The sequence below is a fragment of the Serratia sp. CY27727 genome, from assembly GCF_052169275.1.
GTDB classification, from domain to species: Bacteria; Pseudomonadota; Gammaproteobacteria; order Enterobacterales; family Enterobacteriaceae; genus Serratia; species Serratia sarumanii.
This window is the reverse complement of record NZ_JBJNLB010000002.1, coordinates 716,938-740,368: the sequence shown is the minus strand read 5'-3', so window position 1 is coordinate 740,368 and position 23,431 is coordinate 716,938. Positions and strand designations below refer to the sequence as shown.

Here is a 23,431-nt window from a genome sequence, read left to right as displayed (position 1 = left end):
ACCATGACGACAGAAACCGCCGCCACAATCTTACTGATAGACGACCACCCGATGCTGCGCAACGGCGTAAAACAGCTGATTGGCATGGACGCCCGCCTGCAGGTCATCGCAGAAGCCAGCAACGGTGAACAAGGGGTCACGCTGGCGGAGCAGCACGATCCGGATCTGATCCTGCTCGACCTGAACATGCCCGGCATCAACGGGCTGGAAACGCTGGATCGCCTGCGCCAGACCGACCTCTCGGGGCGCGTCGTGGTGTTCAGCGTGTCCAACCATGAAGACGACGTCGTCAGCGCGCTCAAACGCGGCGCCGACGGCTATCTGTTGAAAGACATGGAGCCGGAGGATCTGCTGAAGGCGCTGCATCAGGCGGCGGCCGGGCAGATGGTGCTCAGCGAAACGCTGACGCCGATCCTCGCCGCCAGCCTGCGGGAAAACCGCCCCAGCGCCGATCGCGATATTCAGCAATTGACGCCGCGCGAGCGGGATATCCTGAAGCTGATCGCCCAGGGGCTGCCGAACAAGCTGATCGCCCGCCGCCTGACCATCACCGAGAGCACCGTCAAGGTGCACGTCAAACACCTGCTGAAAAAGATGAAGCTAAAATCCCGCGTCGAGGCCGCGGTGTGGGTGCTGCAGGGTAAAAACGGTTAATCGCCGCCGTACAGCGGCCCGGTTTGCGCCGGGATCGGCGGCGGCGTCAGGGTTTTGATCGGCAGCAGGCTCGCATCATCACCGGCGGTCGCCGTCAGCGGCGGCGCCACTTTCAGCTCTATCCAGTTGGAGGTCACGCGCTGCTGCTTTTCGTCCTCCAGCGTGACCGACAGCCGGTAGCTGTTGGCGGCGCCCGGCGCGTCGTCCCACGGCGGCACAATCGCCGTCCAGCCCTGCGGATCGTTGGCGTTGTGCGGCGGCGTCAGGCTCAGCGCCTGCGTATCCCCCTGCCAACTGACGTGAGCGATGCCGTTCAACGCCTTGATTTCCAGCACCAGCGGCACGGTTTCCCCTGCCTGCAGGCTCCACGGCGGCGTGGCCAGGAACACCTGCAGCGTTTTGCGCTGGCGGAATTCCAGCACCGGCACGTTCTTGCGTTCGATGGGATCGTAGCGGCTGCCGCGCAGCGACTTGGCCTGCGCCACATACTCCGACGAAATCTGCTTCGCCAGCGGCACCCCGAGCCGATAGCTCAGCGCCAGTTCGACCTGATCCTGGCTCTGCCCGCCCGCGCCAATCTTATGCAGCGCCTTCATCGTCACCAGCGGCACCGGCGTGTAATTGAGCCCCAGCTGCATCGCGCGCGGATCGTTTTGTTTTTTGCCGCTGCCAAACAGATCGACATTATCGCCCAGATACTGCTCATAGCTGAGCGAACCGCCGATCTGGCGATAAAACGGCAGATAGCCTTGCGTCGTGATGTCGTAACCGCGCGCCGGACGGCTGAAAAACACGCCATCGCCGGGCTGTTGCGACAGCGCCGACAGCGGGTAGTAATAGTTGGTGGAGAAACGCAGGTAGTCTCCCCAGGCTTCCGCGCCGACGCTGCCGCGGTTGCGCTGCCGGGCGAAATCGCTGTCGAGCGCCGTGTTGTAACCCAGCAGCCAGTCGCCGACGATCCAGCGCTGCCCCAGCGCAAAATTGCCGAGCGCCCCGGCGCTTTGCTGCAGCCAGCCGATCTGGCTGTAGGTCAGCAATCCGTCGACGTCGTACAGCGGGCTGAATAACTGCCCGTTGCTGCCGGTAAAGTCCCCCTCACCGGTCATCTTCAGCGATAGCCGTGCGGTGCCCAGCGGCGACAACAGCTCCTGCGCCTGTTGCTGCAGCGTGTCGGCCGCCTGGCCTAGCAGGTAATCCTCGGCGCGGCTGCGCATCTGCTGACGGGAAACGTTATTCAGATCTTTTTCGCCAAACTGCTTGGCCATCTCGGCCCACTGCTTCTCGCGCGCGGCATCGTCGGGCGCACCGCCCAGCTCCGGCAAACTCTCGGCCGGATCCGCGGCTTGCCGTTCGGAAGAAATAACGGCGTCCGGCGCCAGCGGGGATTCAGCGCACACGGGCGCCGCGCCGGCCAGCCACACCAGCGGCCCGGCCAGCCAGGCCGCCCGGCGGCGGCGCCAGAGTCGTTTTTTTATTTTGATGAGTCCTGCCTGAATTTCGTCTTTCATGACACCGTTGGCCTCCCTCCCTCCTGGAGCATGCCAACCCACTGCTTTGCTGCCGCCTTTCCCGCGGCAGATCTGAAAAACCTTACGTCCCGGCCTGTCGGGGCGCCTCTCCCTTAAAGCCTAACGGCTTGACGAGCAGAAACAATAGGATAAACCCCAATCACCTCTCAGTGACGCCGTCACTTACGCCATTGGCCGCTCCATTCCGGCCGCCAGGTGAATTCACACCCTTTTAGCGCCGATTTTGCCGATAAAAAGCGCAGCAACCCACTGCTGCGCGCCACCGCGCATGGCATTGTATCACTCTGCAATACCTAAAGTGGCAATGCGCACGACTGCGCATTTCTCACAATCCACCGCATTTCACTCCGATGAAATACGCATTTTGCCGTTATTTTAAACATCTGTTTCACGACTGACGGAGCCTTGATGTTTCTTTTCTCACTGTGGCACGCGCTGTTTTTTAGCGCGCTGCTGTCGGCAGGAATGGTCGCCTTCGCGCTCATCACCCGGCTGGAGCGAACGGCGGCCGTGCGCGCCAGCCCGCCGAGATTGCGCCGCCGCAGCCTGCTGCTGACGGCCTTGGGTGTGGCGTTGGCGACGCTGCCTTTCGACCCGCCAGCAGCACACCGGTTGTGGTTACCGCCGGCCGCGGCGCTGCTGATCGCCCTGGCCTGGCTGGACTGGCGCCACCGCTGGCTGCCGGACCGGCTGACCCAGCCGCTGCTGTGGGGCGGGCTGCTGTGCAATCTCGACGCTCGCTGGGCGCCGCTGAACGATGCGGTTATCGGCGCCGCCGCCGGCTACGGGGCGTTGTGGCTGCTCAACGCGCTTTATCGACAGCTGCGGCGGCGTAACGGCATCGGCCAGGGCGACTTCAAACTGCTGGCGGCGCTGGGCGCCTGGCTCGGTTGGACGATGCTGCCGCTGCTGGTCTGCCTGGCGGCAATGTTCGGATTAGGCATGGCATTGGCGCGCGGCCTGCGCAACCGTCGCGCCTGGCGAACGCCGCAACCTTTCGGCATCGCCTTGGCGGCCGCCGGCTGGCTGTTGCTCTTGATGAACGCCGGCCAGAACGCGCCGGCGTTGTTCGGTGAGTTCCTCAGCGTCTCGATCAGCCGATTGAGCAATCCGGCCACTTCTGCCGTGCTGGCCGTTGCCGGATTGGCCAGTGGCTGGAAACCATAAAAACTGTTCCGGCGTCACAACCTCACCGGCGGCGAGCCAGGTTGCCGCGCGCTCCACTGAAGCGTTTCCGTTATTGTCCATAATATCTCCTGAGGTGATGTGTCCGCATCATTGCGGACGACCGTGGTGAAAGGCGTAAACAACGCCGCCTTTCGGCGCCAATTTATCAGCGCCATGTGATCACGTTATGAAATTTCATTTTATTTCACCCTGACAAAACCTCTCACGATTCCAGGTTGCAGCAGCAAGCGATTTCACGCACGGGCGGCCTTTGGCGCGACAGAAAGCTCGGCCAGGCGCGCGGCGTTGGCGCTACTTGCTGACCCGATCCAGATACAGCATGCTGTTGGCGATATCCAACCGGGCACCTTTGACGTTGTCGCGCAATGCCACCAGCGTTTGCCCCTGCAGCGCCACTACATAGGGCGAGCTGGCCTGCAGTTCCCGTTGCAGCGCGGCATAACGTGCGCGGCGCGCGGCGCTGTTGCCCTCTGCGGCCGCGGCACGCGTTTCCGCGCTGATGGCGGGAATGCCCCACTGGGTGCGCCAGGCCAGGGTTTTCGGCCCACCGGGCACGTTGTAGGCAAAGGCGCTGGCGTTGGTGTTCGGATCCAGGTAATCGGCGCCCCAGTAGGTGAAGATCGCCTGAAAATCGCGGCCGCGCATCTTACCCCACAGGTCGCTCTCCACCACCGGATGGATATCCAGCCGCAGCCCGGCCTGCGCAAAGCTGGCCTGCAGCGCCTGCGCGATGTCAGTGTACGGCGGCTGATTGATGACAATAAGATCGAGGCGCGTACCTTCGGCAATACCGGCATCGCGCAGGATCTGTTTGGCTTTGCCCACGTCGAGCGTAAACGGCCGATCGTCGAGCGCCCCATCCAATCCCTGCGGCAAGAAGGCCTGATGCACGCGATATTGCCCTTTCAGCAGCTGCTCGGCGATGCTTTGATAATCCACCAGCCAGCGCGCCGCCCGCCACAGCGCCGGATTGCCCAGCACCGGGTTGTCTTTGCTGCCGGTGTTGAAACCGAGGTAATAGACCCGGGGCGCATCGGCCTGCTCGATGCGCACGCCAGACGCGTTGCGCAGCGAGTCGAACTGGTCGGCGCCCAGATCGTAGGCCACGTCGGCATCCCCTTTCAGCAACAGCAAACGGCGGGTGCCGGCGTCGCTGACGTTCTTGAACAACACCGTTTTCAGCCGGGCCGGCGACGGCGCATAGTCGTTGCGGCCAAACAGCAGCGCTTCGTGCGGCACATAGTTGTTCACCCGATACGGGCCGCCGCCGGCGGAATGGCCGCGCAGCCAGGCATTGCCGTAATCCCCCTGCTGCGCATGCTCGTTCAGCAGCTTTTCATCCACGATCGAGCCCACATTCGCCGTCAGCAGCCGCAACGCCAGCTCGCTGCCGATGTTGGCGGGCCAACTGAGTTGCACCTGGTTATCCCCCACCTTCTTCAAATGCTGCTCAACGTTATCCGGCGTCCAGCCAAACTCACCGAGAATAAACGACGGCGCCTTGTTCAGCTTCACCGCGCGAACCAGCGAGAAAATCACGTCTTCGGGCCGCAGGGGATTGCCGGAAGCGAAGCGCTGCTGCGGTTTCAGGGTAAAGATCAGGCTGTGGCCATCGGCGCCCGCTTGCCAACTGGCGGCAGCGTCCGGCGCCAGCGTTTGCGGCGCACCGCGATCCGGCGCCACCAGGCGCTGATAGAGATTGACCAGATTGGCCGAGCTGACGGTTTCAAAACTCTCCGCCGGATCGAGGCTGATAATGCCCTCCAGCGAACTGACCACCACCAAGGTGTCCTGCGGGGTGGCGGCCTGCGCACCGAACGCGGCCGCCAGCGCGCCATACAATAAGGTTGGGATTAACCGTTTCATCGATACACTCTCCACTATCACGCGGTTGCGCTGTTTTTCGAGTGTAGGGGGTAAGAATTAACGGAAGAACGACGATAAATTGCTTTATTTATTACCAGGATGGATATGCCCGCCGCGTTGGCGGGCATAGGGTCAAACGATGATGCGGCCGTGCACCATCGCCACCGAACGATCGCACATGTGGTCAATCACGTCCGCATCGTGGCTGACCAGCACCATCGTCAGATCGCCCGCCTGTTTCAGCTCGTTGAGCAGGTTGAGGATCTCCGCCTGCACCGACATGTCCAACGCCGAGGTCGGTTCATCCAGCAACAGCAGCTTCGGCCGCAGCAACAATGCGCGCACGATCGCCACACGCTGACGCTGGCCGCCCGACAGCTGATGCGGGTAGCGCTCCAGCAGGCGCGGATCCAACCCCACCTGGCGAAAGCCCGCGCTGATTTTTCGTTCAATGTCGCTTTCCTGCAGCAGTTTGAGCGGCTCCGACAGCGTACGCAAAAGCCGGTGCTTGGGGTGTAGCGAAGCATAGGGATCCTGAAACACCATCTGCACCTCGCGCCGCAGTTCGCCGGTAAACGCCTGGCCCGGCTGCAGGCGCCGCCCCAGCAACTCAAAGCCGCCATGCCAGCTGCCATTCAGCCCGGCCAGCACCCACAGCAACGAGGACTTGCCGCAGCCGGAAGGCCCCACCAGCCCAAAACACTCGCCCGGCTCGATGCGCAGGTTAACCTCATGCACCACGGTGCGCAGTTCGTAGCCTTGGCGGTGACTGACGCTCAGGTTCTCCAGTGCAATCACGCTCATTTCAACGTCTCCAACAGCGCGCGATCCAGCACCGGCAGCGGTTTGCCGCGCGTCTCGCGGCTCGGCCGGCACGCCCACAGCGTGCGAGTATAAGGATGCGTGGCCCGAGCCAGCTCTGCTGCCGGCAGCTGATCCAACAGCTCGCCTTTGTACATCACCAGCACCCGCTCGCAGTGGTGCGCCACCTGCTGCAAATCGTGGCTGATCAGGATCAACCCCATATTGCGTTGCGCCACCAGGTTTTCTATCAGCTGCAGCACCTGATCGCGCATCTGGTGATCCAGCGCCGAAGTCGGTTCGTCGGCAATCAACAGCTGTGGATCGTTGATCAACGCAATGGCCAGCATCACCCGCTGCCCCATGCCGCCGGAGAGCTGATGCGGATAGCGGCGGCACAGCGCAGCCGGATCGGGCAAGCCCACCGCCGCCAGCATCTCCAATACTTTTTCACGCCGCTCGGCGCGGCTCAGCTTCGCATGCAGCACCAGCGGCTCCTCCACCTGACGGCCGATCGGCTGATTGGGATTCAGCGCATGCTTGGGATCTTGCATCACCATCGCCACCCGGTCGCCGCGCAGCCGGCTCCACTGGCGCTCGCTCAGGCGCGTCAAGTCTTCATCGCCCAGCGTCAGACGCTGCGCCTGCAGCTGCAACGGCGGCGGCAATAGCCCCATCAGCGCACGCGCGGTCAACGATTTGCCGGAGCCGGACTCACCGACCAGCGCCAGCCGCTCCCGCCCCATGCTGAACGAAATATGCTTCACCAACGTCACCGGCTGTGGCCCCGGCACGCCGATCGCCAACCGTTCGACGGTCAATAAGGTGTTATCAGTGCCCATGACGAGGATCCATTTTGTCGCGCAGGCCATCGCCCAGCAGGTTAAACGCCAGGCTGGCGAACAGGATCGCCCCGCCCGGCGCGGCGGCGACCCACCATTGGTCGAAAATCACTTTACTGCCTTCGGCCACCATCGAGCCCCATTCGGCGGTCGGCGGCGCGACGCCCATGCCGAGGAACCCCAGACCGGCGGCGGACAGGATGATGCCGCCCAGGCTGAGCGCCGCGCGCACCACCGCGCTCGGCAGGCATAAAGGCAAAATATGGCCGACCATCAGCCGCAGCCCGTTGATGCCCTGCATGCGCGCCGCCGCCAGGTAATCGCTGCGGCGCAGCGCCAGGGTTTCGGCCCGCGCCTGGCGGGCAAAGGCCGGCCAACTGGTCAATGCCAGCGCCAGCGCGCCGTTCATCAGCCCCGGCCCCATGACCGCCACGAACGCCAGCGCGATCACCAGGCTCGGCAGCGACAGAAAAATGTCGGTCAGGCGCATCAAAATGCGCTCTACCCAGCCGCCGAGGTAACCGGCGCCAATGCCGACCAGCAGGCCGATGGGAATGGTCAACACCAGAATCAGCGACACCAGAATCAGCGTCGGCCGCGCGCCGTAAATCACGCGGGAGAGCAAGTCGCGGCCAAAACCGTCGGTGCCCAGCCAATGTGCGGCGGAAGGCGGCAGTAACCGCAGTTCGATATGCTGCAGATTGGGATCGAAAGGCGCCAGCCACGGGGCCAACAGCGCGGTGACGATCAGAATCGCCACCAGCGCCGCGCCCAGCGTCAGCGTGGTCAGGCGCCTGCCACGGCGGTAACCGACGGCCGGCTCGCTTTGCGGTTCGTGTTCAGAGAGATATTGGCTCATCGGGTTCGCGGATCCACTAAATAGGTCAAGGCGTCGGCCAGCGCATTCAACAGCACGAAACAGGTGCCGATCAGCAGCGTGGCGCCGAGGATCGCCGGCGTATCGGCGGCAAACAGCGCCGAGGTCAGGTAACGCCCGACGCCGGGCCAGGCGAACACCGTTTCGGTCAATACCGCGCCCTCCAGCAGGCTGGCGTAGGAGAGAGACAGTACGGTGATCAGCGTGCCCAGCACGTTGGGAAACACATGGCGCAGCAGAATGCGCAGGCGCCCGGCCCCCTTGGAACGCGCCAGCGTCACGTATTCCTTGTTGCACTCTTCCAGCATCGCCGCCCGCAGCAACCGAGTAATGCCCGCCATCGACAACAGCGCCAACGCCACTACCGGCAACCACAGGTGGCCGATGGCGTTGTAGAACATGTCGCGATCGCCAGACAGCCAGCTGTCGATCAACACGAAACCGCTACGCGGCTCCATGCTGTACAGGTAGATGTCGTCCAGCCGCCCCGGCCCCGCCGACCAGTGCAGCGTGGCGTAGAACAGCAGCAGCCCGAGCAGGCTCAGCCAGAAAATCGGCACCGAATAACCGATCAGCGACAGCAGACGCGCCGCGTTATCCAGCCAGCTGCCCGGTTTGAGCACCGCCAGAAACGCCAGCGTAATGCCGCAGAGGGCGCCGAGGATAATGGCGCAGGTGGCCAGCTCCACCGTCGCCGGGAAGGTACGCAGCAAATCGCTCAACACCGGCTGGGCGGTGATGCGCGAAATACCCAAATCGCCGTGCGCCAGGTGCACCAGATAACGCCAAAACTGCACCGGCAACGGCTGATCCAATCCCAACTCATGCCGCACCTGTGCGTAGGTGGCTTCGCTGGCATGATCGCCCGCCACCTGCAGCGCCGGATCGATCGGCGCCAGATGCGACAGCATGAAGGTGAACAGCAGCAGGCCAAGCAACGTCAACGCCAGCGACAGCGCGCCGCCGAGCAGCCGCCCGCCCCAGCGCCAATACCGCCGGGCCGCCCCGGCGGAGGCGGACAGTTCAGCGGCCATTACTTGCTGACCTTGCTGTAGAACACCATGTCAGGGTTGATGCCCTGCACATAGCCCTTGAGGTTGTCGCGCACCGCAATCAGGCTGCGCGCCTGCAGGCCGATGACGAACGGCGAGCTTTGCTGCACCTGTTTTTGCAGTTGCTGGTAATCGGCCACCCGTTTGGCGGTGTCGTTTTCCGCGGTGGCGGCCAGCGTCAGCTTGCTCAGCGCCGGGATCTGCCAGTTGGCGCGCCAGGCCAGCGTCTTGCTGCCGTCTTCCGGGTTGTAGGCGAAGGCTGCGGCGTTGGTGTTAGGGTCGAAATAATCCGGCCCCCAGGAAGTCAGCGTCGCATCGTAGTTAAGCGCTTTCACCTTGGTGGAGACCTGCGAGCTGATGCCCGGCACCAGCTCCACCTTCACGCCGCCCTGGGCAAAACTGGCCTGCAACGCCTGGGCGATATCCAGATACGGCGGCTGGTTGTTGACGTCCAGACGGAAACTGACGTTGCTGAGCCCCGCTTTGGCCAGTATTTCTTTGGCTTTTTGCGGGTTGAAGCTGTACGGCTGATCCTTAAGCGCGCCCAGATAACCGTCCGGCAGGAATGCCTGATGGCTCTGGAACTGCCCTTTCAGCAGATCGTCGGCGATGCCTTGGTAATCGAACAGCCAGCGCGCCGCCTCCCAGAACGCCGGATTGCCGAGCGCCGGCGACGCCTTGGCGTTGAACTGCAGGAAATAAAGCGAGGCGTAAGGAATGGCCAACGGTTTGACGCCCGGCTTGCCCTTCAGGGCCGCCATCTGGTCTGCCCCCAGGTTGCGCGCGATATCGGCATCGCCCTGCTCGATCAGCAAACGGCGCGCGGCCGGATCGGGCACGTTTTTGATCAGGATGGTTTTCAGCGTCGGCGCCCCTTCCGGCGAGCCTGGGTTGGCGTCCAGCACCACCACCTCGTGCGGCACATAGGTGCGGATTTTGTAAGGGCCGCTGCCGGCGGAGTGGCTGTTCAACCATTGGTGCCCCAGATCGTCGCCCTGCTGGTGCGCCAGCGCCTCTTTGGCGTCGACGATCGACGATACCGGCGCCGACAGCAGGCTGAGCACGAAGGCTGGGCTGACGTTTTCACTCCAGCTGATTTTTACCTGGTGGTCATCCACCTTGCTCAGGTGTTGCTCCACGTTCTTCGCGTTCCAACCCAGCTGCGTCAGGATAAACGACGGCTCCAGATTGAGTTTTACCACCCGTGAAAGCGAGAAGATCACGTCTTCCGGCCGCAGCGGATTGCCGCTGGCGAACCTGGCGTCCGGGCGCAGGCTGAAAGTCAGGCTGCGATTGTCGGCGCCGGCCTGCCAGCTGCTGGCCAGGGTTGGCTTGAGATCGATAGGGTTGTGCGGATCGGACTGGATCAGACGCTGATACAGGCTGTTGAACGACTGCACCGTGGTTAACTCAAATCCCTGGGCCGGGTCAAAGCTGACCACGTCATCGATAGACTGCGCGATCACCAGCGTGTTGGCCGGCGTCGCCGCCTGCGCGTTAACGCTGGCCGCCACGGCTAAAAACAGCAAAGAAGGAACGAGCGCTTTCATCTGAAACTCTCCAAGCGGATGGAATTTATAATAATTTCGCGAGTGTATGCGAGCACGATCGGCAGCTGAAGGTACTTAAATCACTATAGATATTCTTTTTATGTATATAGATGGGATTTTGATTATTAGGGGAGCGATGCGGAATGCGCGGCAGGGGTTGCCTGCCGCTTATCGATTAAATCTGGTAGTCAATCACCGCATCCAGCTGCGACGAGAAGACCTTGTCCTTGATTTCGGTCAGCGACAGCGTCGGGTTGCACAGTTGGATAAAGCGCCAGGCATAGTTGCGCTGCAGCTGGCTGCGCTTGAGGCCCAGCCATACCGTATTGGGTTCAAACAGGTGCTCGGCGTTGAGGCTCACCAACCCGCGATCGCGCTCTTTTTCATACGACATGTCCGCCAGCACGCCCACGCCCAATCCCAGTTCGACGTAGGTTTTAATTACGTCGGAATCCTGCGCGCTGAGCGCGATGTCCGGCGTCAGGCCCGCCGCTTTGAACGCCGCATCCAGCTTCGCGCGCCCGGTAATGCCCTGGCGGTAAGTGATCAGCGGCAAGGTGCTGAGCATCTCCAGCGTCACCTGCGGCTGGCGCGTCAACTCGTGCCCTTCCGGCACCAAAATGGTGTGATGCCAGCGGTAGTACGGGAACGCCGCCAGCGACTCGTCGCTCATCAGCCGCTCGCTGGCGATGCCGATATCGGCTTCGCCGGCGGCCAGCATCGAGACGATCTCTTCTGGGCTGCCCTGATTGAGCACCACCCGCACCCGTGGATAAAGCGCGCGAAACTCTTTGATCACCCCCGGCAGGCTGTAGCGCGCCTGGGTGTGCGTCGTCGCGATATGCAGCTGCCCCGAATCGTTGCTGCTGAAGACGTCCGCCAGGCGACGGATGTTGTTGGCGTCGTTGAGAATGCGTTCCGCCACCACCAGCAGCTCTTTGCCGGGCTCGGTCATGCCCAGCAGCCGTTTGCCGCGGCGAATGAATATTTCAATGCCCAGCTCTTCTTCCAGCTCGCGAATATGCCGGCTGACGCCGGACTGCGAAGTAAATAAGGTATTGGCGACCTCGGTCAGGTTGTAGTTGCAGCGCGCCGATTCGCGAATAATTTTTAATTGTTGAAAGTTCATCCCCGTCTCCCTGTTTCTTGCGGTAGCGTCTGCCATATTGATACGGAGTCCTGCGGGGCTGAACAAATAAGAAATAGCCTTTAGTTATGCAATTTAATACTAAGTGAATTATTTATCGTGACTCTCGGGGTGTGAAGACGGAGGAAAATGATGAATGGCTTTAAAAATAACGAGATAAATAACCACACAAAGTGACAGGCTTAAATAATCATGCAGAATAAAGTTATTAAATAGAGGTATTAGATATATGAAAAAGGGCTCCGCACGCTGAGCCCTTTACTGTCTGCCGCCCCGCCAACGCCTTAGGCCGTGGCCCCGAAAGCGCCGGGGCGGTTCTGCTGCAACCATTGCTGCACGTAACGCACCAGATCGCCGATGCAATCATCCTGCATGCCGTGGTGCTTCAACTCGTTATCCAGCGCAAACAGGTATTGCGCGTTGGTGCCCAGCGGGCCGCTGGCGCTGGCGATCAATGGCGCGATCACCTGGTGGCTGGTGTCTGCTTCAAACAGCGGATGCTGCGGGTTCATCACGAACACCAGCGCCGTGACGGCCTCACCGCCCTCCAGCTGCAGCTCACACCAGGTCGGCACGTAGCAATCGGTGATCATCTCGCGCTTCCACAGCAGCTCCAGCTCTTCGCGCAGCTTGCCTTCCGGCAGACGAAACGCCAATCCGGTGGTCTGGCCGCCCTCTTTCAGTGCCAGCATGCGCCCCGGCTGATGAAGCGTGCCGCGCCCGGCGGTCAAACGCATGCAGAACGCCCGATGCCAGCCCTGCAGTATGGCTGGCCGCACTTCTTCCGATTCGAAAACCGGATTCCACATCAGCGAACCGTAACCGAATACCCATACCGGGCTGTGATCCGGCCGGCGCGATAATGTGCACGCCAACGAGGCTGCGCGCTGTTCAGGCGTCAGCAACAGCGACTCCTCAATAGCGCCAAAGGCGGTTTTGCAATCCGCTTTTTGCAGAAAATCTCGCGTTAACACTGTTACAACCTCCCGGGAATACGATTTCTCGTCCTCCCTCGCCACTACTGAACCTTTGCAATTTTATTTTTTGGTGCGGAATTTTATTAATTCAATAACCGCGCCTATTAATAATGACCATATTCTTTTCCCGCCGCGCAATCAAGTTGCAAAGCGGCGTTAACGTGGAAAAGTATTTGTACTGAGCAGCAATAATATTAATTGCCGAGGTCAGCATAACGTCTGCGCGATTTTTACCGGGGCATGAAAGGCGTTACTTTTTGTGCCAGCGCTCATCGTCGCCCTTGCGATAGCTTTGTTTGACCGCTGCCCAGGCCACCTTGTGCGCCGTCTCTTCCCGGCCGGCGTCACCGCGTCGATCTTCAGGATCCCGATATTGTTGCCAGGCGCTGTTGAACGCTTCTTTATAGATCGCCTGCGCATGGGCCGGCAGCACATGCTTCACATTGTCCGGCAAGTCGTTCGTGTCTTGGTATGGCATCACGTCCTCCCGTGCGTATTGCGTGAGCCTTAAGCCTAGCTCACAGGCGATTGCGCCTCAATGAGCAAACAATTCTCATTATCAAACGGCATGGTATACTCACCGCCAAACGAACTATAAGGAGATCCCCGTGACTACCGAAGCCCCTCGCTCACGCGCCCCCTACCTGATCGCCGTCAGCGCCGTGCAGGACATTACGCCGCACCTGCGCCGCATCACCTTTACCGCGCCCGATCTGCGCTACTACCCGGCCAACGCCGCCGCTGCGCACATCAAAGTCTTTTTGCCGCTCGCCGACCAAACTCAGCCGGATCTGCCGACGCTGACCGAAAACGGCCCGCGCTGGGCCGCGGACGCCGTGCGCCCGATCGTGCGCACCTATTCCATTCGCGCCGTGCGCCCGGAACAGGCGGAAGTGGACATCGAATTTGCGATTCACGATCACCGAGGCCCAGCGGTCGACTTTGCGCGCCAGGCGAAAATCGGCGATAAAATCGGTATCAGCAACCCGGGCGGCCCCAAACCGATGCTGCCGGCGGCCGATTTCTACTGCCTGGCGGGCGATCCTTCCTCGCTGCCTGCGCTGGCCGCGCTGCTGGAAAACCTGCCGCCGCACAGCGCCGGGCGCGCTTTCGTCCGCGTCGACAGCACCGCTGACATGATTGACCTGAAAAAACCCGCTGATGTTGAAGTCAATTGGATCGTCGGCGGCACGGAGAAAACCGACGAACTGATCGCTCAGTTCCGCGCACAGTCCCTGCCGCAGGGCGAAGCGCACTTCTGGCTCGCCGGTGAAGATCGCCTGGTGGTGGGGTTGCGCCGCTACCTGCGCCGTGAACGCCAATGCGATCGCAATCGCCTTTATGCCGTACCTTACTGGCGTGAGGGGCTAAATGAAGAGGGTTACCACAATAAACGGCATGAAATCATGGATAATATTGATGACTGACGGTCTCGTTTTCCTTGATTAACCAAGCGGTAAATGAGTAAACACGACTTTTCTCAAATCTAACGTTAAAAATTGGCGTTACTGCGTAAAAGTAAGTAAATAAAACCGCACCCCGTGCGGTTTTTTTGCTACCCTGATCACATAAAGCAAGCAATTGCTTTCTCAGATAAAAACAACATCACACCGGCGCCGCGGGTGTATCCTAATATAAAATACCTACTGGAAACGCAGAGTTGCCGTGCCACGGCGACCGGCGCCGACGGGCTACGCTGTTTGAGAAGGAGTGCCACCCTCATGAAGTCGCAACACGATCCTGGCCGATCCACCAAATCTCGCCACACCGAATACTCGCTGATCTTCCCCATCGCCGCGCTGGTGGTGTTGAACCTGTGGAGCAGCACCGCTAACTTTCCGCTGATCGTCGGGATCAATATTCTCGCGCTGGTGGGGATCCTCAGCAGCGCCTTCAGCGTGGTGCGCCACGCCGACGTGCTGGCTCATCGGTTGGGCGAACCCTACGGCTCGCTGATCCTCAGCCTGTCGGTGGTGATCCTCGAGGTCAGCCTGATCTCGGCGCTGATGGCCACCGGCGACGCCGCGCCGGCGCTGATGCGCGACACGCTGTACTCCATCATCATGATCGTTTCCGCCGGCCTGGTCGGCTTCGCGCTGCTGCTCGGCGGGCGCAAATTCGCCACCCAGTACGTCAATCTGGGCGGCATCAAACAGTACCTGATGGCGATTTTCCCGCTGGCGGTGATCGTGCTGGTATTCCCGAGCGCGCTGCCGGGCGGCAACTTCAGCACCGGGCAAGCGCTGTTGGTAGCGCTGATCTCCGCCGCCATGTATGGCGTGTTCCTGGTGATCCAGACCAAAACCCACCAGAGCCTGTTCGTGTACGAACATGAAGACGACGACGGCGACCCGCATCACGGCAAGCCTTCTTCCCACAGCAGCGCCTGGCATGCCGCCTGGCTCATCGTGCACCTGATCGCGGTTATCGCCGTCACCAAGTTCAACGCCAATCCGCTGGAAGGTCTGTTGACCAAAATGAACGCGCCGGCGCAGTTCACCGGTTTCCTGGTGGCGCTGCTGATCCTGTCGCCTGAAGGGCTGGGCGCGCTGCGCGCCGTGTTGAACAATCAGGTGCAACGCGCCATGAACCTGTTCTTCGGCTCGGTGCTGGCGACCATCTCCCTGACCGTGCCGGCGGTCACCATCATCGCCACGCTGACCGGGCAGACGCTGATCTTCGGCCTGCAAACGCCGCATATCGTTGTGATGCTGACGGTGTTGCTGCTGTGCCAGCTGTCGTTCTCGACCGGCCGCACCAACGTGCTGAACGGCACCGCCCACCTGGCGCTGTTCGCCGCCTACATGATGACTATCTTCGCCTGATCAAAAAGGGGCGCACACCGTGCGCCCCCGCCTTCGTTTATACCGAGAAGAATATCGCCGCGGCGATCCCCCCGAACAAAATCCACTTGATGATGTAGTAACCGGTGCGATTCCAGGCCTTCAGGCGTTTCCCCACCCGGCGTATCGCATAGATGTATTTGAACATCTTGTTGACGCCGCCGGTGCGATCGCCCTCTTCATTCGGCGCGGTGGCAGCGCTCATCAGATTGCGCCCCAGCCAGTGGTTCACCGCCTGCGCCCAGCGGTAGCGCATCGGCCGTTCGATATCGCAGAACAGGATCAGACGGTTCTGCCCGCTCTGGTTTTCCGCGTAGTGCAGATAGGTTTCATCGAACATCACGCCTTCCCCGTCGCGCCAGCTGTAGCGCTCGCCGTCCACCTCAATGAAGCAGCGGTCATCATTGGGGGTAATCAGCCCCAGATGATAACGCAGCGAACCGGCGTAAGGGTCGCGGTGGCGCGGCAAACGGCTGCCGTCCGGCAGTTCGGCGAACATCGCCGCCTTGACCGAAGGCAGGCTGCGCAGCAGTTCCGTGGTCTGCGGGCACAGGGTCATGGCCGAAGGATGGCTGTCTTCATACCATTTCAGATAAAAGCGCTTCCAACCGGTCTTGAAAAACGAGTTGAAACCGGCGTCGTTGAATTGATCGGACGCCTTGATCTGCTGGATCTCCATCAGCTTCTGTCCTTCGTCGCGGATGGTTTCCCAGTTATCTCTCAACACCGCCAGCTCAGGAAACTGTTCCGGCTTCAAGTACGGCGTGGTCGGCACGCGGGAAAACAGATACATGAAGACGTTCAATGGTGCGGTAAAGGTGGAATGGTCAGACAGCTGCCGCCACACGTTGTAGCGCACCCGTCCGCGGTAATGCACATAGACGACGCATAAAATAAGCAAAATCAGAACGATGTATTTCATGTTTGAATCGCATCAAGGAACCTACACGCTATGCGCCGCGCGGCGCACACCCCAGATAATGTCCTTTTGGCGGCACAGGCAAATTGCGCGCCAATCTGGCACTCACTAATCATTGACGCTAACTCAACGAAAATCTATACAAAAAACCACAATAATTTACACAAAGGTTAAACGAAATGATAAATGAGGGGCGATAAAAAAGGCCGCCGAAGCGGCCTTTCCAGTAGCGGATAGGTTAACTGTAAGCGTTGAGCGTGCGCTGGCACAAAGCGGAACGCACGCAGTCCTGTTTTTCAAAGCGGATAACGCCGATCATCTCGTCCTCTTCGAAGCGCTCCAGAGCATCGCTGAGGCCGGATTTCACGCCGCGCGGCAAGTCGCACTGGGTCACGTCGCCGTTAACGATAACCGTCACGTTTTCTCCCAGGCGGGTCAGGAACATTTTCATTTGGCTGGCGGTCACGTTCTGGGCTTCATCCAGGATAACGACCGCATTTTCGAAGGTGCGCCCGCGCATATAAGCGAACGGCGCAATCTCTACCTTGCCGATTTCCGGGCGCAGGCAGTACTGCATAAAGGAAGATCCTAAACGACGTACCAGAATGTCATACACCGGGCGGAAATAAGGCGCGAACTTCTCGGAGATATCCCCCGGCAAGAAACCGAGGTCTTCATCCGCCTGCAAAACAGGACGGGTAACGATAATCCGATCCACCTCTTTATGAATCAGCGCCTCCGCCGCCTTGGCGGCGCTGATGAATGTTTTGCCACAGCCGGCTTCGCCGGTGGCGAAGATCAGCTGCTTATTCTCTATGGCTGATAAGTAATGACCCTGAGCTTCGGTTCTAGCCTCGATGGGTGAGCTATCGCGCTTGTCTCGCGCCATGCCGATAGACTCGACTCCCCCCATTTGCACCAGCGAGGTCACAGACTCTTCTTCCAGCTGGCGATGACTACGAGCGTCACGACGAATAACGCGTTTCGCTTCACGACGTGCTTTGATCACTGCTTTCTGTCTACCCATAGTGGCACCTTACAGTTTGTTTCACCTACCGCAACGGCCTGGCCGCGCGATTATGTTTCACACACGTATTAGGTTTTGGCCTCCTCCGAGCCAATAAGAGCCAAGGGAAAAGGTGAATTGACGGCAACGCTTAAGCGCCGTGTCTTCACGGGACAACGCGGACTGCATCTGTAAACGTGGAGTAAAAAGTGATGAGATTCGGTAGCGATAAGAGTGCGGAGTTGCCGGTAAAAGAGAGTCGGAGAGATAACCCTCGTTACAACGAGAAATCAGGGGAGATGTGTTATTTTTTCTTTCCAGCCCAACCAAGGACTTTACCATTAGCGATCCCCGCAGTGATATTTACAGCTTCAAGCTGTGCACCGTGTGAAAACTACCGCCAGATGATTACAGTATAATGACATTCAATCTCGTCGCGTTACTAAAATGTAAAAAAATTTAATATCTTTTGTTTTCAGTTAGCGCTAAAACACTATATCACGCTCGACACGTCATTCCAGAAAAATTTTTACCACAACAATATCAATGAATTGTAATTAGAAAACGCAAATAACACTTTGGTTTCTCGATTAAATTTTGCGCAATTCAAAGCCGGTGAGCCGTGCAGATTTTTTTAATCCGCAGGCAAAGCATCGAATTGAACTTCGTCGCGCAATGTCCCGCGCAATAGGCAATACAAAGTAAAACGAGGCGGAAGATCGCGCCTCGTCATTGCGCACTCAGGCCTTGAGCAAGCCGCTGGCCAGATAGTCGCCGCCCTCTTTCACGCCCGGCAATACGAAGAAATACCCGCCGCCGATCGGCTTGATGTATTCCTCCAGCGCTTCGCCGTTGAGCCTTTTTTGCACCGTCAGGAATCCTTTTTCCAGATCGGCCTGATAGCAGACGAACAGCAGCCCCATTTCCAGCTGCCCGGCATTCGAGACGCCAAGGGAATAGCTGTAGCCGCGCCGCAGCATCAGGTTGCTTTGGCTTTCCGGCGTGCGGGGGTTCGCCAACCGAATGTGCGCGTCCATCGGTATCACCTTGCCGTCGGGATCGTTCGCGTAGTTCGGCTCGTCATGTTCATGCTTCATGCCGAGCGGCGCGCCGCTGTGCTTTTCGCGGCCAAAGATGGTTTCCTGCTCCTGCAGCGGCGTGCGATCCCAAAACTCGACGCGGAAGCGAATAATGCGCGCCGCCTGGTAGCTGCCGCCCGCCGTCCACGCCGGCTCGCCGGCGCCGTCGCCAACCCAAACCACTTTATCCATCAGCGGTGTGTCGTCGGTTTTCGGGTTGGCGGTGCCGTCTTTGAAGCCCAGCAGGTTAATCGGCGTTTCTTTGCCTTTGCTGCGCGCCGCATGCGCCGAGATGAACCCTTCCCGCTTCCAGCGCACGCTGAGCAGATCCGGCGAATGCTTGATGATATCGCGCAGCGCGTGGAGAGCGGTTTCATTGGTGTTGGCGCAGATCTGCAGCAGCAGGTCGCCGTGGCACAGCGCGGCGTCCAGCGCATCGTTGGGGAAGCGCGTCATCTTCTGCAACCGCAGCGGTTTTTGCGCCTGCAGGCCAAAGCGTTCGTCAAACAGCGATGCGCCGACCGAAACGGTGATGGTCAGGTTGTCCGGGTAAATCTCCGGCCCCATGATGCCCGAATCGAGCGGCGGCAGCTTGGCATCCACTTCCGGCGCCTTGCCGCCGTGGGTCAGGAACGCGATGCGATCGGTCAGCAGCCGGAACAGACGCTCCAGATCCGCTTTGCTGGTCGCCAACACGTCGAACGCCACCAGCATCATCGCCGCCTGTTGCGGCGTCAGCACCCCGGCCTGATGGCGACCATAAAACGGCTGTTTCTGCCAACGCTCATCCTGCGGCGTCGCCAACGGCTCCGCCGCGTTGCCCGCCGCCTGCGCCAGGCGGCTGCCGCCCAGCGCCAGTGCGCCCAGCCCCAGCCCTTGCAGCAAACGGCGCCGCGAAGGCGAGGCCGCCCCCTGCGATTGCGGATGCGGCCCGCTGTTCGGGCCTGCCTTGTTGCTCATAATCCTATGCCTCAGTCCAGGCCCAACACGCCGCGCAGTTGAGAAAGGTCTTCCGCCAGCGTGGTGATCGGCCCTTTCAACGCCTTGCGATCGGCTTCGCTCAGCTTCTCGTAGGACTCATAGCCCTCTTTGGTTTTGTACTTCGCCAAAATGGTGTCCACGGTTTTGAAGTTGGCGTCAATCTTGTCCAGCAGCGGCTTGTTGGCCTTGACCAGCAGCGGACGCAGCAGGTTGACGATCTTCTGCGCGCCGTCGACGTTGGCCTGGAAATCCCACAGGTCGGTGCGGCTATAGCGGTCTTCTTCACCGCTGATCTTGCTGGCCGCCACTTCTTCTATCAACCCGGCTGCGCCGCCCACCACCTTGCTCGGCGGGAAGGTCAGTTCACCCACGCGTTTTTGCAGCTCAACGGTGTCCTGATACAGCCGATCGGCGTATTTATCCATGTCTTTGGTAGAGTTGTCGGCAAACAGCGCCTTCTCCAGACGGTGGAAACCGGTGAAGTTAGGGTCCGCCGATTTCTTCTCGTAGTCGTCTTCACGGGCGTCGATGCTGCCGTCCAGATCGGAGAACAGCTCGGCGATCGGCTCGATGCGCTCATAGTGCTGACGGGTCGGCGCATACAGCTTGCGCGCTTGCTCCACGTTGCCGGCCTTCACCGCGTCGGTGAACAGCTTGGTCTGTTTCACCAGCCCGTCGACTTCTTTGGTGACGTAGACTTTGTATTCGGCGATCGGGCCAACCAGATCCAGCGCGCTCGGCTTGCCGTCGGTGGCGCCGTTGGCCGCCGCAGTGACGGTCAGTTTGCCTTTTGGATTGCTCAGCAGCCCGCAGGTCATGTCATATTCGCCCGCTTCCAGCGTGGCGGTCATTTTCTGGGTGAAGCCCGGCGCGATGTTCTCACGCTCTTCCACCACCATCACCCCTTTCAGGATTTCCCATTCGACGTTTTTCTGGCTGGTGTTATGCACCACAAACTGCGTCTTGCCGGCCGGCACCGTCAGCTGCATCGGTTCGCACTGCTTGTCGTTGACCGTGACCTTGACCTGCGGCACGTCCGCCGCCAGCGCATCGATGCTCAGCGCAAACGCCGGGATAGCCAGTAATGCTGCGTGCAACGCCTTGCGGCGAAATAACGGAGTAGACATACGAGATTCCCTATTAAACATTAATGATTGATTTTACGTTGCGCCGGGGCCGCTGCCGGCTCCGCGCGCTGCGGCAGGAAAAAGAAAATCAGCGCCGGGATCAGATACAGGAAGTAGACCGCCACTTCGCTGACCGTCGGCGCTTCCTGATAACCGAGAATGCCTTCCAGCAGGGTGCCGAACAGCGAATGGGTCGACAGGGTGCTGCTGAAATCGAAGGCGATGTCCTGGAAGTGGTTCCACAGACCGGCCTCATGGAAGGCGCGGATCGCCCCCGCGGCCAGCCCGGCGGCGACGAACAGAATGAACAGGCTGGTCCATTTGAAGAATTTGGCCAGGTGCAGCTTCACCCCGCCCCAGTAAATCATCATGCCCAGCACGATGGCGGCCGCCAGGCCGAGCACCGCGCCGATCGGCGCCGCGGCGCCCACGTCTTGCTGGAAAGCCGCCAGCAGGAAGAACACCGACTCCAGCCCTTCGCGCGCCACGGCGAAGAACACCATCGCCACCAGCGCCCAACCCTGCCCTTTGCCGGCGCTGAGCGCCTGATCGATCGCCCCTTCCAGATGCACCTTGACCGACTTGGACACTTTGCGCATCCAGAACACCATATAGGTGAGGATCACCACCGCCACCACCGCGACGATGCCTTCGAACAGCTCCTGCTGCTTCTGCGGGAACTCGCCGGTGGTTTCATTGATGAAGATGCCGAGCGCCAGACACAGCGCCGCGGCGACAATCACGCCGACCCACACCGCGCCCAGCCATTGGCTGCGCTGCGTGCGTTTCAGGTAGCTGGCGATCAGGCTGACGATCAGCGCGGCCTCCAGCCCTTCACGGAACATGATAAGAAAGGGAACGAACATAAATAATCACCCCTGAAAAGACCGCGGCGGCAGAGAAAGCTGGCTCGACATGCGCTGCGCAACTCTGTAAAGAAACGTAAAATGCAACGAGAGTGATTATCATTCTGCCAAGAAGAAATACAAGAGGCGCCAGCGTGATTTTTTCTAATCAAATGTCACCAGGTGTTGGATGACGGCGATCGGCAGGCGAAAAAAAGGGCGCGTTACGCGCCCCTTGCTGACTGACATCGAACGGCGTTATACCGTTTTGTACTCGGCTTCCGCCTGATCGAAACGCTCGGTCATGGTGGCGGATGGCCGGCGGCCCATCAGGCTCACCACCACGATGGCGAGGCTGCCCAGGATGAAGCCCGGGATGATTTCATACAGACCCAGCCATTCGTACTGTTTCCAGACGATAACCGTCACCGCGCCGACCAGCATGCCGGCCAGCGCGCCGTTGCGGGTCATGCGCGACCACAGCACCGAGATCAGCACGACCGGGCCGAAGGCGGCGCCGAAACCTGCCCAGGCGTAGCTCACCAGGCCCAGCACGCGGTTCTCCGGGTTGGCCGCCAGCGCGATGGCGATCAACGCCACCACCAGCACCATCACGCGTCCGACCCACACCAGCTCACGCTGGCTGGCGCCTTTGCGCAGGAACGCCTTATACAGGTCTTCGGTGATCGCGCTGGAGCACACCAACAGCTGGCAGCTCAGCGTACTCATGACCGCCGCCAGGATCGCCGACAGCAGCACGCCCGCCACCCATGGGTTGAACAGCAGCATCGCCAGCTCGATGAACACGCGTTCGCCGTTCTGCGACACGTTGCCGGCTTGATCCGGGTTATTGGCGAAGTAAGCGATGCCGAAGAAACCGACGGCGATGGTGCCGGCGAGGCACAGGATCATCCAGGTCATGCTGATGCGGCGCGCGCTGCGGATGGTGCGGTGGGAATCCGCCGCCATGAAACGCGCCAGGATGTGCGGCTGGCCGAAGTAGCCCAGGCCCCAACCCAGCAGCGACAGGATGGCGACGAAGTTCAGCCCCTTCAGCATGTCGAGGTTGGCCGGGTTCTGCGCCTGGATCACCAGCATCGAGGTATCGATGCCGCCGACGGCGAAAATCACGATCACCGGCGTCAGGATCAGCGCGAAAATCATCAGGCTGGCCTGCACGGTGTCAGTCCAGCTCACCGCCAGGAAACCGCCGATAAAGGTATACAGGATGGTCGCTGCGGCGCCGGCCCACAGGGCGGTTTCGTAGCTCATGCCGAAGGTGCTTTCGAACAGGCGCGCGCCGGCCACGATGCCGGAGGCGCAGTAAATGGTGAAGAACACCAGGATGACGATGGCCGAGATCACCCGCAGCAGCTTGCTGTTGTCTTCAAAGCGGCTGGTGAAATAGTCCGGCAGCGTCAGGGCGTTGTTGTTGGCTTCGGTATGCACGCGCAGCCTTCCTGCCACCAGCTTCCAGTTCAGGTAAGCGCCGATGGTCAGGCCGATGGCGATCCAGCTTTCGGAGATGCCGGAGAGGAAGATGGCGCCCGGCAGGCCCATCAGCAGCCAGCCGCTCATGTCGGAAGCGCCGGCGGACAGCGCGGTCACCACGCTGCCCAAACTGCGGCCGCCAAGAATATAGTCATCAAAGTTGTTGGTTGCCCGGTAGGCAAGCAGGCCGATCAGCACCATCCCGAAAATGTACACCAGGAAGGTCACCAGCATAGGTGTGCTCATTGTCATTTAATTCTCCACTTTCATTATTATTCGCGTTTCGCTCCGGCCACGCCGGCGCCGGTAAACCCACGCGCAATGCATTTCACTGGCCGCCGCGCCGGAACGTGGCGCAGCCTGCGAGCGAGTGCAGGTAAAATAGTTTCTGCCCGTAATTGTTGACCGTCGGTTATCCTAGATGAGCCTTTCATCAACCAACAAGATATTTAACAACAAAGTTACACAAAGTTTACCCTGCGTCACATTTACCGAGCTCAAAGGTTGCACTCACGACAAGCAAAATGAGTTGCACCCGTTCATTACCCTTATATACCGCAAGGTAAAACGCCTGCGGCCGCATAAACCCCGCCGCGTTCGCTCAATAACGCAACATTCATGCCAACTGCCGATGTTAAAAAATCGATGAAACTCACA

Annotated in this window: 20 protein-coding genes; 4 read left to right on the top strand and 16 right to left on the bottom strand. The window is 60.2% G+C overall.

The window, feature by feature from the left end:
* The first annotated feature begins 3 nt into the window (after positions 1-3).
* Complete coding sequence (gene narL, locus ACJ8HB_RS08440) at positions 4-654, top strand: two-component system response regulator NarL (RefSeq protein WP_016927346.1); 651 nt, start codon at positions 4-6, stop codon at positions 652-654.
* Here narL and ACJ8HB_RS08435 read toward each other — a convergent pair.
* Positions 651-2,162: a YchO/YchP family invasin gene (locus ACJ8HB_RS08435; RefSeq protein WP_047571562.1), complete on the bottom strand. Its 1,512-nt coding sequence runs from the start codon at positions 2,160-2,162 to the stop codon at positions 651-653. The genes narL and ACJ8HB_RS08435 overlap by 4 nt on opposite strands.
* 429 nt (positions 2,163-2,591) lie before the next feature.
* On the opposite strand from ACJ8HB_RS08435, the gene ACJ8HB_RS08430 reads away from it, so the two are divergent.
* A complete protein-coding gene (locus ACJ8HB_RS08430; protein WP_223307147.1) occupies positions 2,592-3,350 on the top strand; it encodes a prepilin peptidase in 759 nt (252 codons plus the stop codon).
* Positions 3,351-3,662: 312 nt separating this feature from the next.
* Here ACJ8HB_RS08430 and ACJ8HB_RS08425 read toward each other — a convergent pair whose 3' ends face one another.
* From ACJ8HB_RS08425 to chaB, 9 genes are all read right to left on the bottom strand, one after another.
* A complete protein-coding gene (locus ACJ8HB_RS08425; protein ID WP_047571561.1) occupies positions 3,663-5,237 on the bottom strand; it encodes an ABC transporter substrate-binding protein in 1,575 nt (524 codons plus the stop codon).
* A gap of 132 nt (positions 5,238-5,369) precedes the next feature.
* Complete coding sequence (locus tag ACJ8HB_RS08420) at positions 5,370-6,041, bottom strand: ABC transporter ATP-binding protein (protein WP_047571560.1); 672 nt, start codon at positions 6,039-6,041, stop codon at positions 5,370-5,372.
* Positions 6,038-6,880: an ABC transporter ATP-binding protein gene (locus ACJ8HB_RS08415; protein ID WP_047571559.1), complete on the bottom strand. Its 843-nt coding sequence runs from the start codon at positions 6,878-6,880 to the stop codon at positions 6,038-6,040. The genes ACJ8HB_RS08420 and ACJ8HB_RS08415 overlap by 4 nt, the downstream gene beginning before the upstream one ends.
* Positions 6,870-7,739 carry an ABC transporter permease gene (locus ACJ8HB_RS08410; protein ID WP_033647740.1) on the bottom strand — a complete coding sequence of 290 codons (870 nt, stop codon included), beginning with the start codon at positions 7,737-7,739 and terminating at the stop codon, positions 6,870-6,872. Before ACJ8HB_RS08410 ends, ACJ8HB_RS08415 begins: the two co-directional genes overlap by 11 nt.
* Positions 7,736-8,791 (bottom strand): ABC transporter permease, encoded by a 1,056-nt coding sequence (locus tag ACJ8HB_RS08405; RefSeq protein ID WP_094859910.1) that lies wholly within the window; start codon positions 8,789-8,791, stop codon positions 7,736-7,738. The genes ACJ8HB_RS08410 and ACJ8HB_RS08405 overlap by 4 nt, the downstream gene beginning before the upstream one ends.
* On the bottom strand, positions 8,791-10,359 hold the full coding sequence (locus ACJ8HB_RS08400; protein WP_047571558.1) for an ABC transporter substrate-binding protein: 1,569 nt from the start codon (positions 10,357-10,359) through the stop codon (positions 8,791-8,793). The genes ACJ8HB_RS08405 and ACJ8HB_RS08400 overlap by 1 nt, the downstream gene beginning before the upstream one ends.
* Positions 10,360-10,534: 175 nt before the next feature.
* The gene (cbl, locus tag ACJ8HB_RS08395) at positions 10,535-11,488 is read right to left on the bottom strand and encodes an HTH-type transcriptional regulator Cbl (RefSeq protein ID WP_033634950.1); all 954 of its coding nucleotides are present in this window, start codon (positions 11,486-11,488) and stop codon (positions 10,535-10,537) included.
* A 302-nt stretch (positions 11,489-11,790) separates the two neighbouring features.
* The gene (locus ACJ8HB_RS08390; protein ID WP_033653657.1) at positions 11,791-12,480 is read right to left on the bottom strand and encodes a gamma-glutamylcyclotransferase; all 690 of its coding nucleotides are present in this window, start codon (positions 12,478-12,480) and stop codon (positions 11,791-11,793) included.
* Positions 12,481-12,733: 253 nt separating this feature from the next.
* Positions 12,734-12,961, bottom strand: a complete 228-nt coding sequence (gene chaB / locus ACJ8HB_RS08385; protein WP_033647745.1) for a putative cation transport regulator ChaB — start codon at positions 12,959-12,961, stop codon at positions 12,734-12,736.
* A gap of 130 nt (positions 12,962-13,091) precedes the next feature.
* Between chaB and ACJ8HB_RS08380 the strand changes: the two genes are divergently transcribed.
* Together ACJ8HB_RS08380 and chaA are read left to right on the top strand one after the other, a co-directional pair.
* A complete protein-coding gene (locus ACJ8HB_RS08380; RefSeq protein ID WP_033634954.1) occupies positions 13,092-13,910 on the top strand; it encodes a siderophore-interacting protein in 819 nt (272 codons plus the stop codon).
* A 294-nt stretch (positions 13,911-14,204) separates the two neighbouring features.
* Complete coding sequence (chaA, locus tag ACJ8HB_RS08375) at positions 14,205-15,308, top strand: sodium-potassium/proton antiporter ChaA (protein ID WP_033647747.1); 1,104 nt, start codon at positions 14,205-14,207, stop codon at positions 15,306-15,308.
* Positions 15,309-15,345: 37 nt separating this feature from the next.
* Here chaA and lpxO read toward each other — a convergent pair whose 3' ends face one another.
* The 6 genes from lpxO to putP all read right to left on the bottom strand — a co-directional run bounded on the left by lpxO (position 15,346) and on the right by putP (position 23,026).
* Entirely contained in the window at positions 15,346-16,248 is a 903-nt protein-coding gene (lpxO, locus tag ACJ8HB_RS08370) for a lipid A hydroxylase LpxO (RefSeq protein WP_033634956.1), read from the bottom strand.
* Between the two features lie 235 nt (positions 16,249-16,483).
* On the bottom strand, positions 16,484-17,272 hold the full coding sequence (gene phoH, locus ACJ8HB_RS08365; RefSeq protein ID WP_015378226.1) for a phosphate starvation-inducible protein PhoH: 789 nt from the start codon (positions 17,270-17,272) through the stop codon (positions 16,484-16,486).
* Positions 17,273-17,991: 719 nt separating this feature from the next.
* Positions 17,992-19,290, bottom strand: a complete 1,299-nt coding sequence (gene efeB, locus ACJ8HB_RS08360; protein ID WP_033647748.1) for an iron uptake transporter deferrochelatase/peroxidase subunit — start codon at positions 19,288-19,290, stop codon at positions 17,992-17,994.
* Between the two features lie 11 nt (positions 19,291-19,301).
* Positions 19,302-20,438, bottom strand: coding sequence for an iron uptake system protein EfeO (efeO, locus tag ACJ8HB_RS08355; RefSeq protein WP_047571557.1), 1,137 nt, complete (start codon positions 20,436-20,438; stop codon positions 19,302-19,304).
* A 20-nt stretch (positions 20,439-20,458) separates the two neighbouring features.
* On the bottom strand, positions 20,459-21,304 hold the full coding sequence (efeU, locus tag ACJ8HB_RS08350) for an iron uptake transporter permease EfeU (protein ID WP_033647751.1): 846 nt from the start codon (positions 21,302-21,304) through the stop codon (positions 20,459-20,461).
* Between the two features lie 237 nt (positions 21,305-21,541).
* Positions 21,542-23,026 (bottom strand): sodium/proline symporter PutP, encoded by a 1,485-nt coding sequence (putP, locus tag ACJ8HB_RS08345; RefSeq protein WP_039565551.1) that lies wholly within the window; start codon positions 23,024-23,026, stop codon positions 21,542-21,544.
* Positions 23,027-23,431: the final 405 nt, after the last annotated feature.

Excerpts from the sequence above, each read along its gene's own strand:
- ACJ8HB_RS08410 (WP_033647740.1), bottom strand. The coding sequence starts at position 7,739 with ATGAGCCAATATCTCTCTGAACACGAACCGCAAAGCGAGCCGGCCGTC.
- chaA (WP_033647747.1), top strand. The coding sequence starts at position 14,205 with ATGAAGTCGCAACACGATCCTGGCCGATCCACCAAATCTCGCCACACC.
- putP (WP_039565551.1), bottom strand. The coding sequence starts at position 23,026 with ATGACAATGAGCACACCTATGCTGGTGACCTTCCTGGTGTACATTTTC.
- ACJ8HB_RS08435 (WP_047571562.1), bottom strand. The coding sequence starts at position 2,162 with ATGAAAGACGAAATTCAGGCAGGACTCATCAAAATAAAAAAACGACTC.
- cbl (WP_033634950.1), bottom strand. The coding sequence starts at position 11,488 with ATGAACTTTCAACAATTAAAAATTATTCGCGAATCGGCGCGCTGCAAC.
- lpxO (WP_033634956.1), bottom strand. The coding sequence starts at position 16,248 with ATGAAATACATCGTTCTGATTTTGCTTATTTTATGCGTCGTCTATGTG.
- efeB (WP_033647748.1), bottom strand. The coding sequence starts at position 19,290 with ATGAGCAACAAGGCAGGCCCGAACAGCGGGCCGCATCCGCAATCGCAG.
- efeU (WP_033647751.1), bottom strand. The coding sequence starts at position 21,304 with ATGTTCGTTCCCTTTCTTATCATGTTCCGTGAAGGGCTGGAGGCCGCG.
- narL (WP_016927346.1), top strand. The coding sequence starts at position 4 with ATGACGACAGAAACCGCCGCCACAATCTTACTGATAGACGACCACCCG.
- ACJ8HB_RS08400 (WP_047571558.1), bottom strand. The coding sequence starts at position 10,359 with ATGAAAGCGCTCGTTCCTTCTTTGCTGTTTTTAGCCGTGGCGGCCAGC.
- ACJ8HB_RS08405 (WP_094859910.1), bottom strand. The coding sequence starts at position 8,791 with ATGGCCGCTGAACTGTCCGCCTCCGCCGGGGCGGCCCGGCGGTATTGG.
- efeO (WP_047571557.1), bottom strand. The coding sequence starts at position 20,438 with ATGTCTACTCCGTTATTTCGCCGCAAGGCGTTGCACGCAGCATTACTG.
- ACJ8HB_RS08415 (WP_047571559.1), bottom strand. The coding sequence starts at position 6,880 with ATGGGCACTGATAACACCTTATTGACCGTCGAACGGTTGGCGATCGGC.
- phoH (WP_015378226.1), bottom strand. The coding sequence starts at position 17,272 with ATGGGTAGACAGAAAGCAGTGATCAAAGCACGTCGTGAAGCGAAACGC.
- ACJ8HB_RS08425 (WP_047571561.1), bottom strand. The coding sequence starts at position 5,237 with ATGAAACGGTTAATCCCAACCTTATTGTATGGCGCGCTGGCGGCCGCG.
- ACJ8HB_RS08430 (WP_223307147.1), top strand. The coding sequence starts at position 2,592 with ATGTTTCTTTTCTCACTGTGGCACGCGCTGTTTTTTAGCGCGCTGCTG.
- ACJ8HB_RS08420 (WP_047571560.1), bottom strand. The coding sequence starts at position 6,041 with ATGAGCGTGATTGCACTGGAGAACCTGAGCGTCAGTCACCGCCAAGGC.
- chaB (WP_033647745.1), bottom strand. The coding sequence starts at position 12,961 with ATGCCATACCAAGACACGAACGACTTGCCGGACAATGTGAAGCATGTG.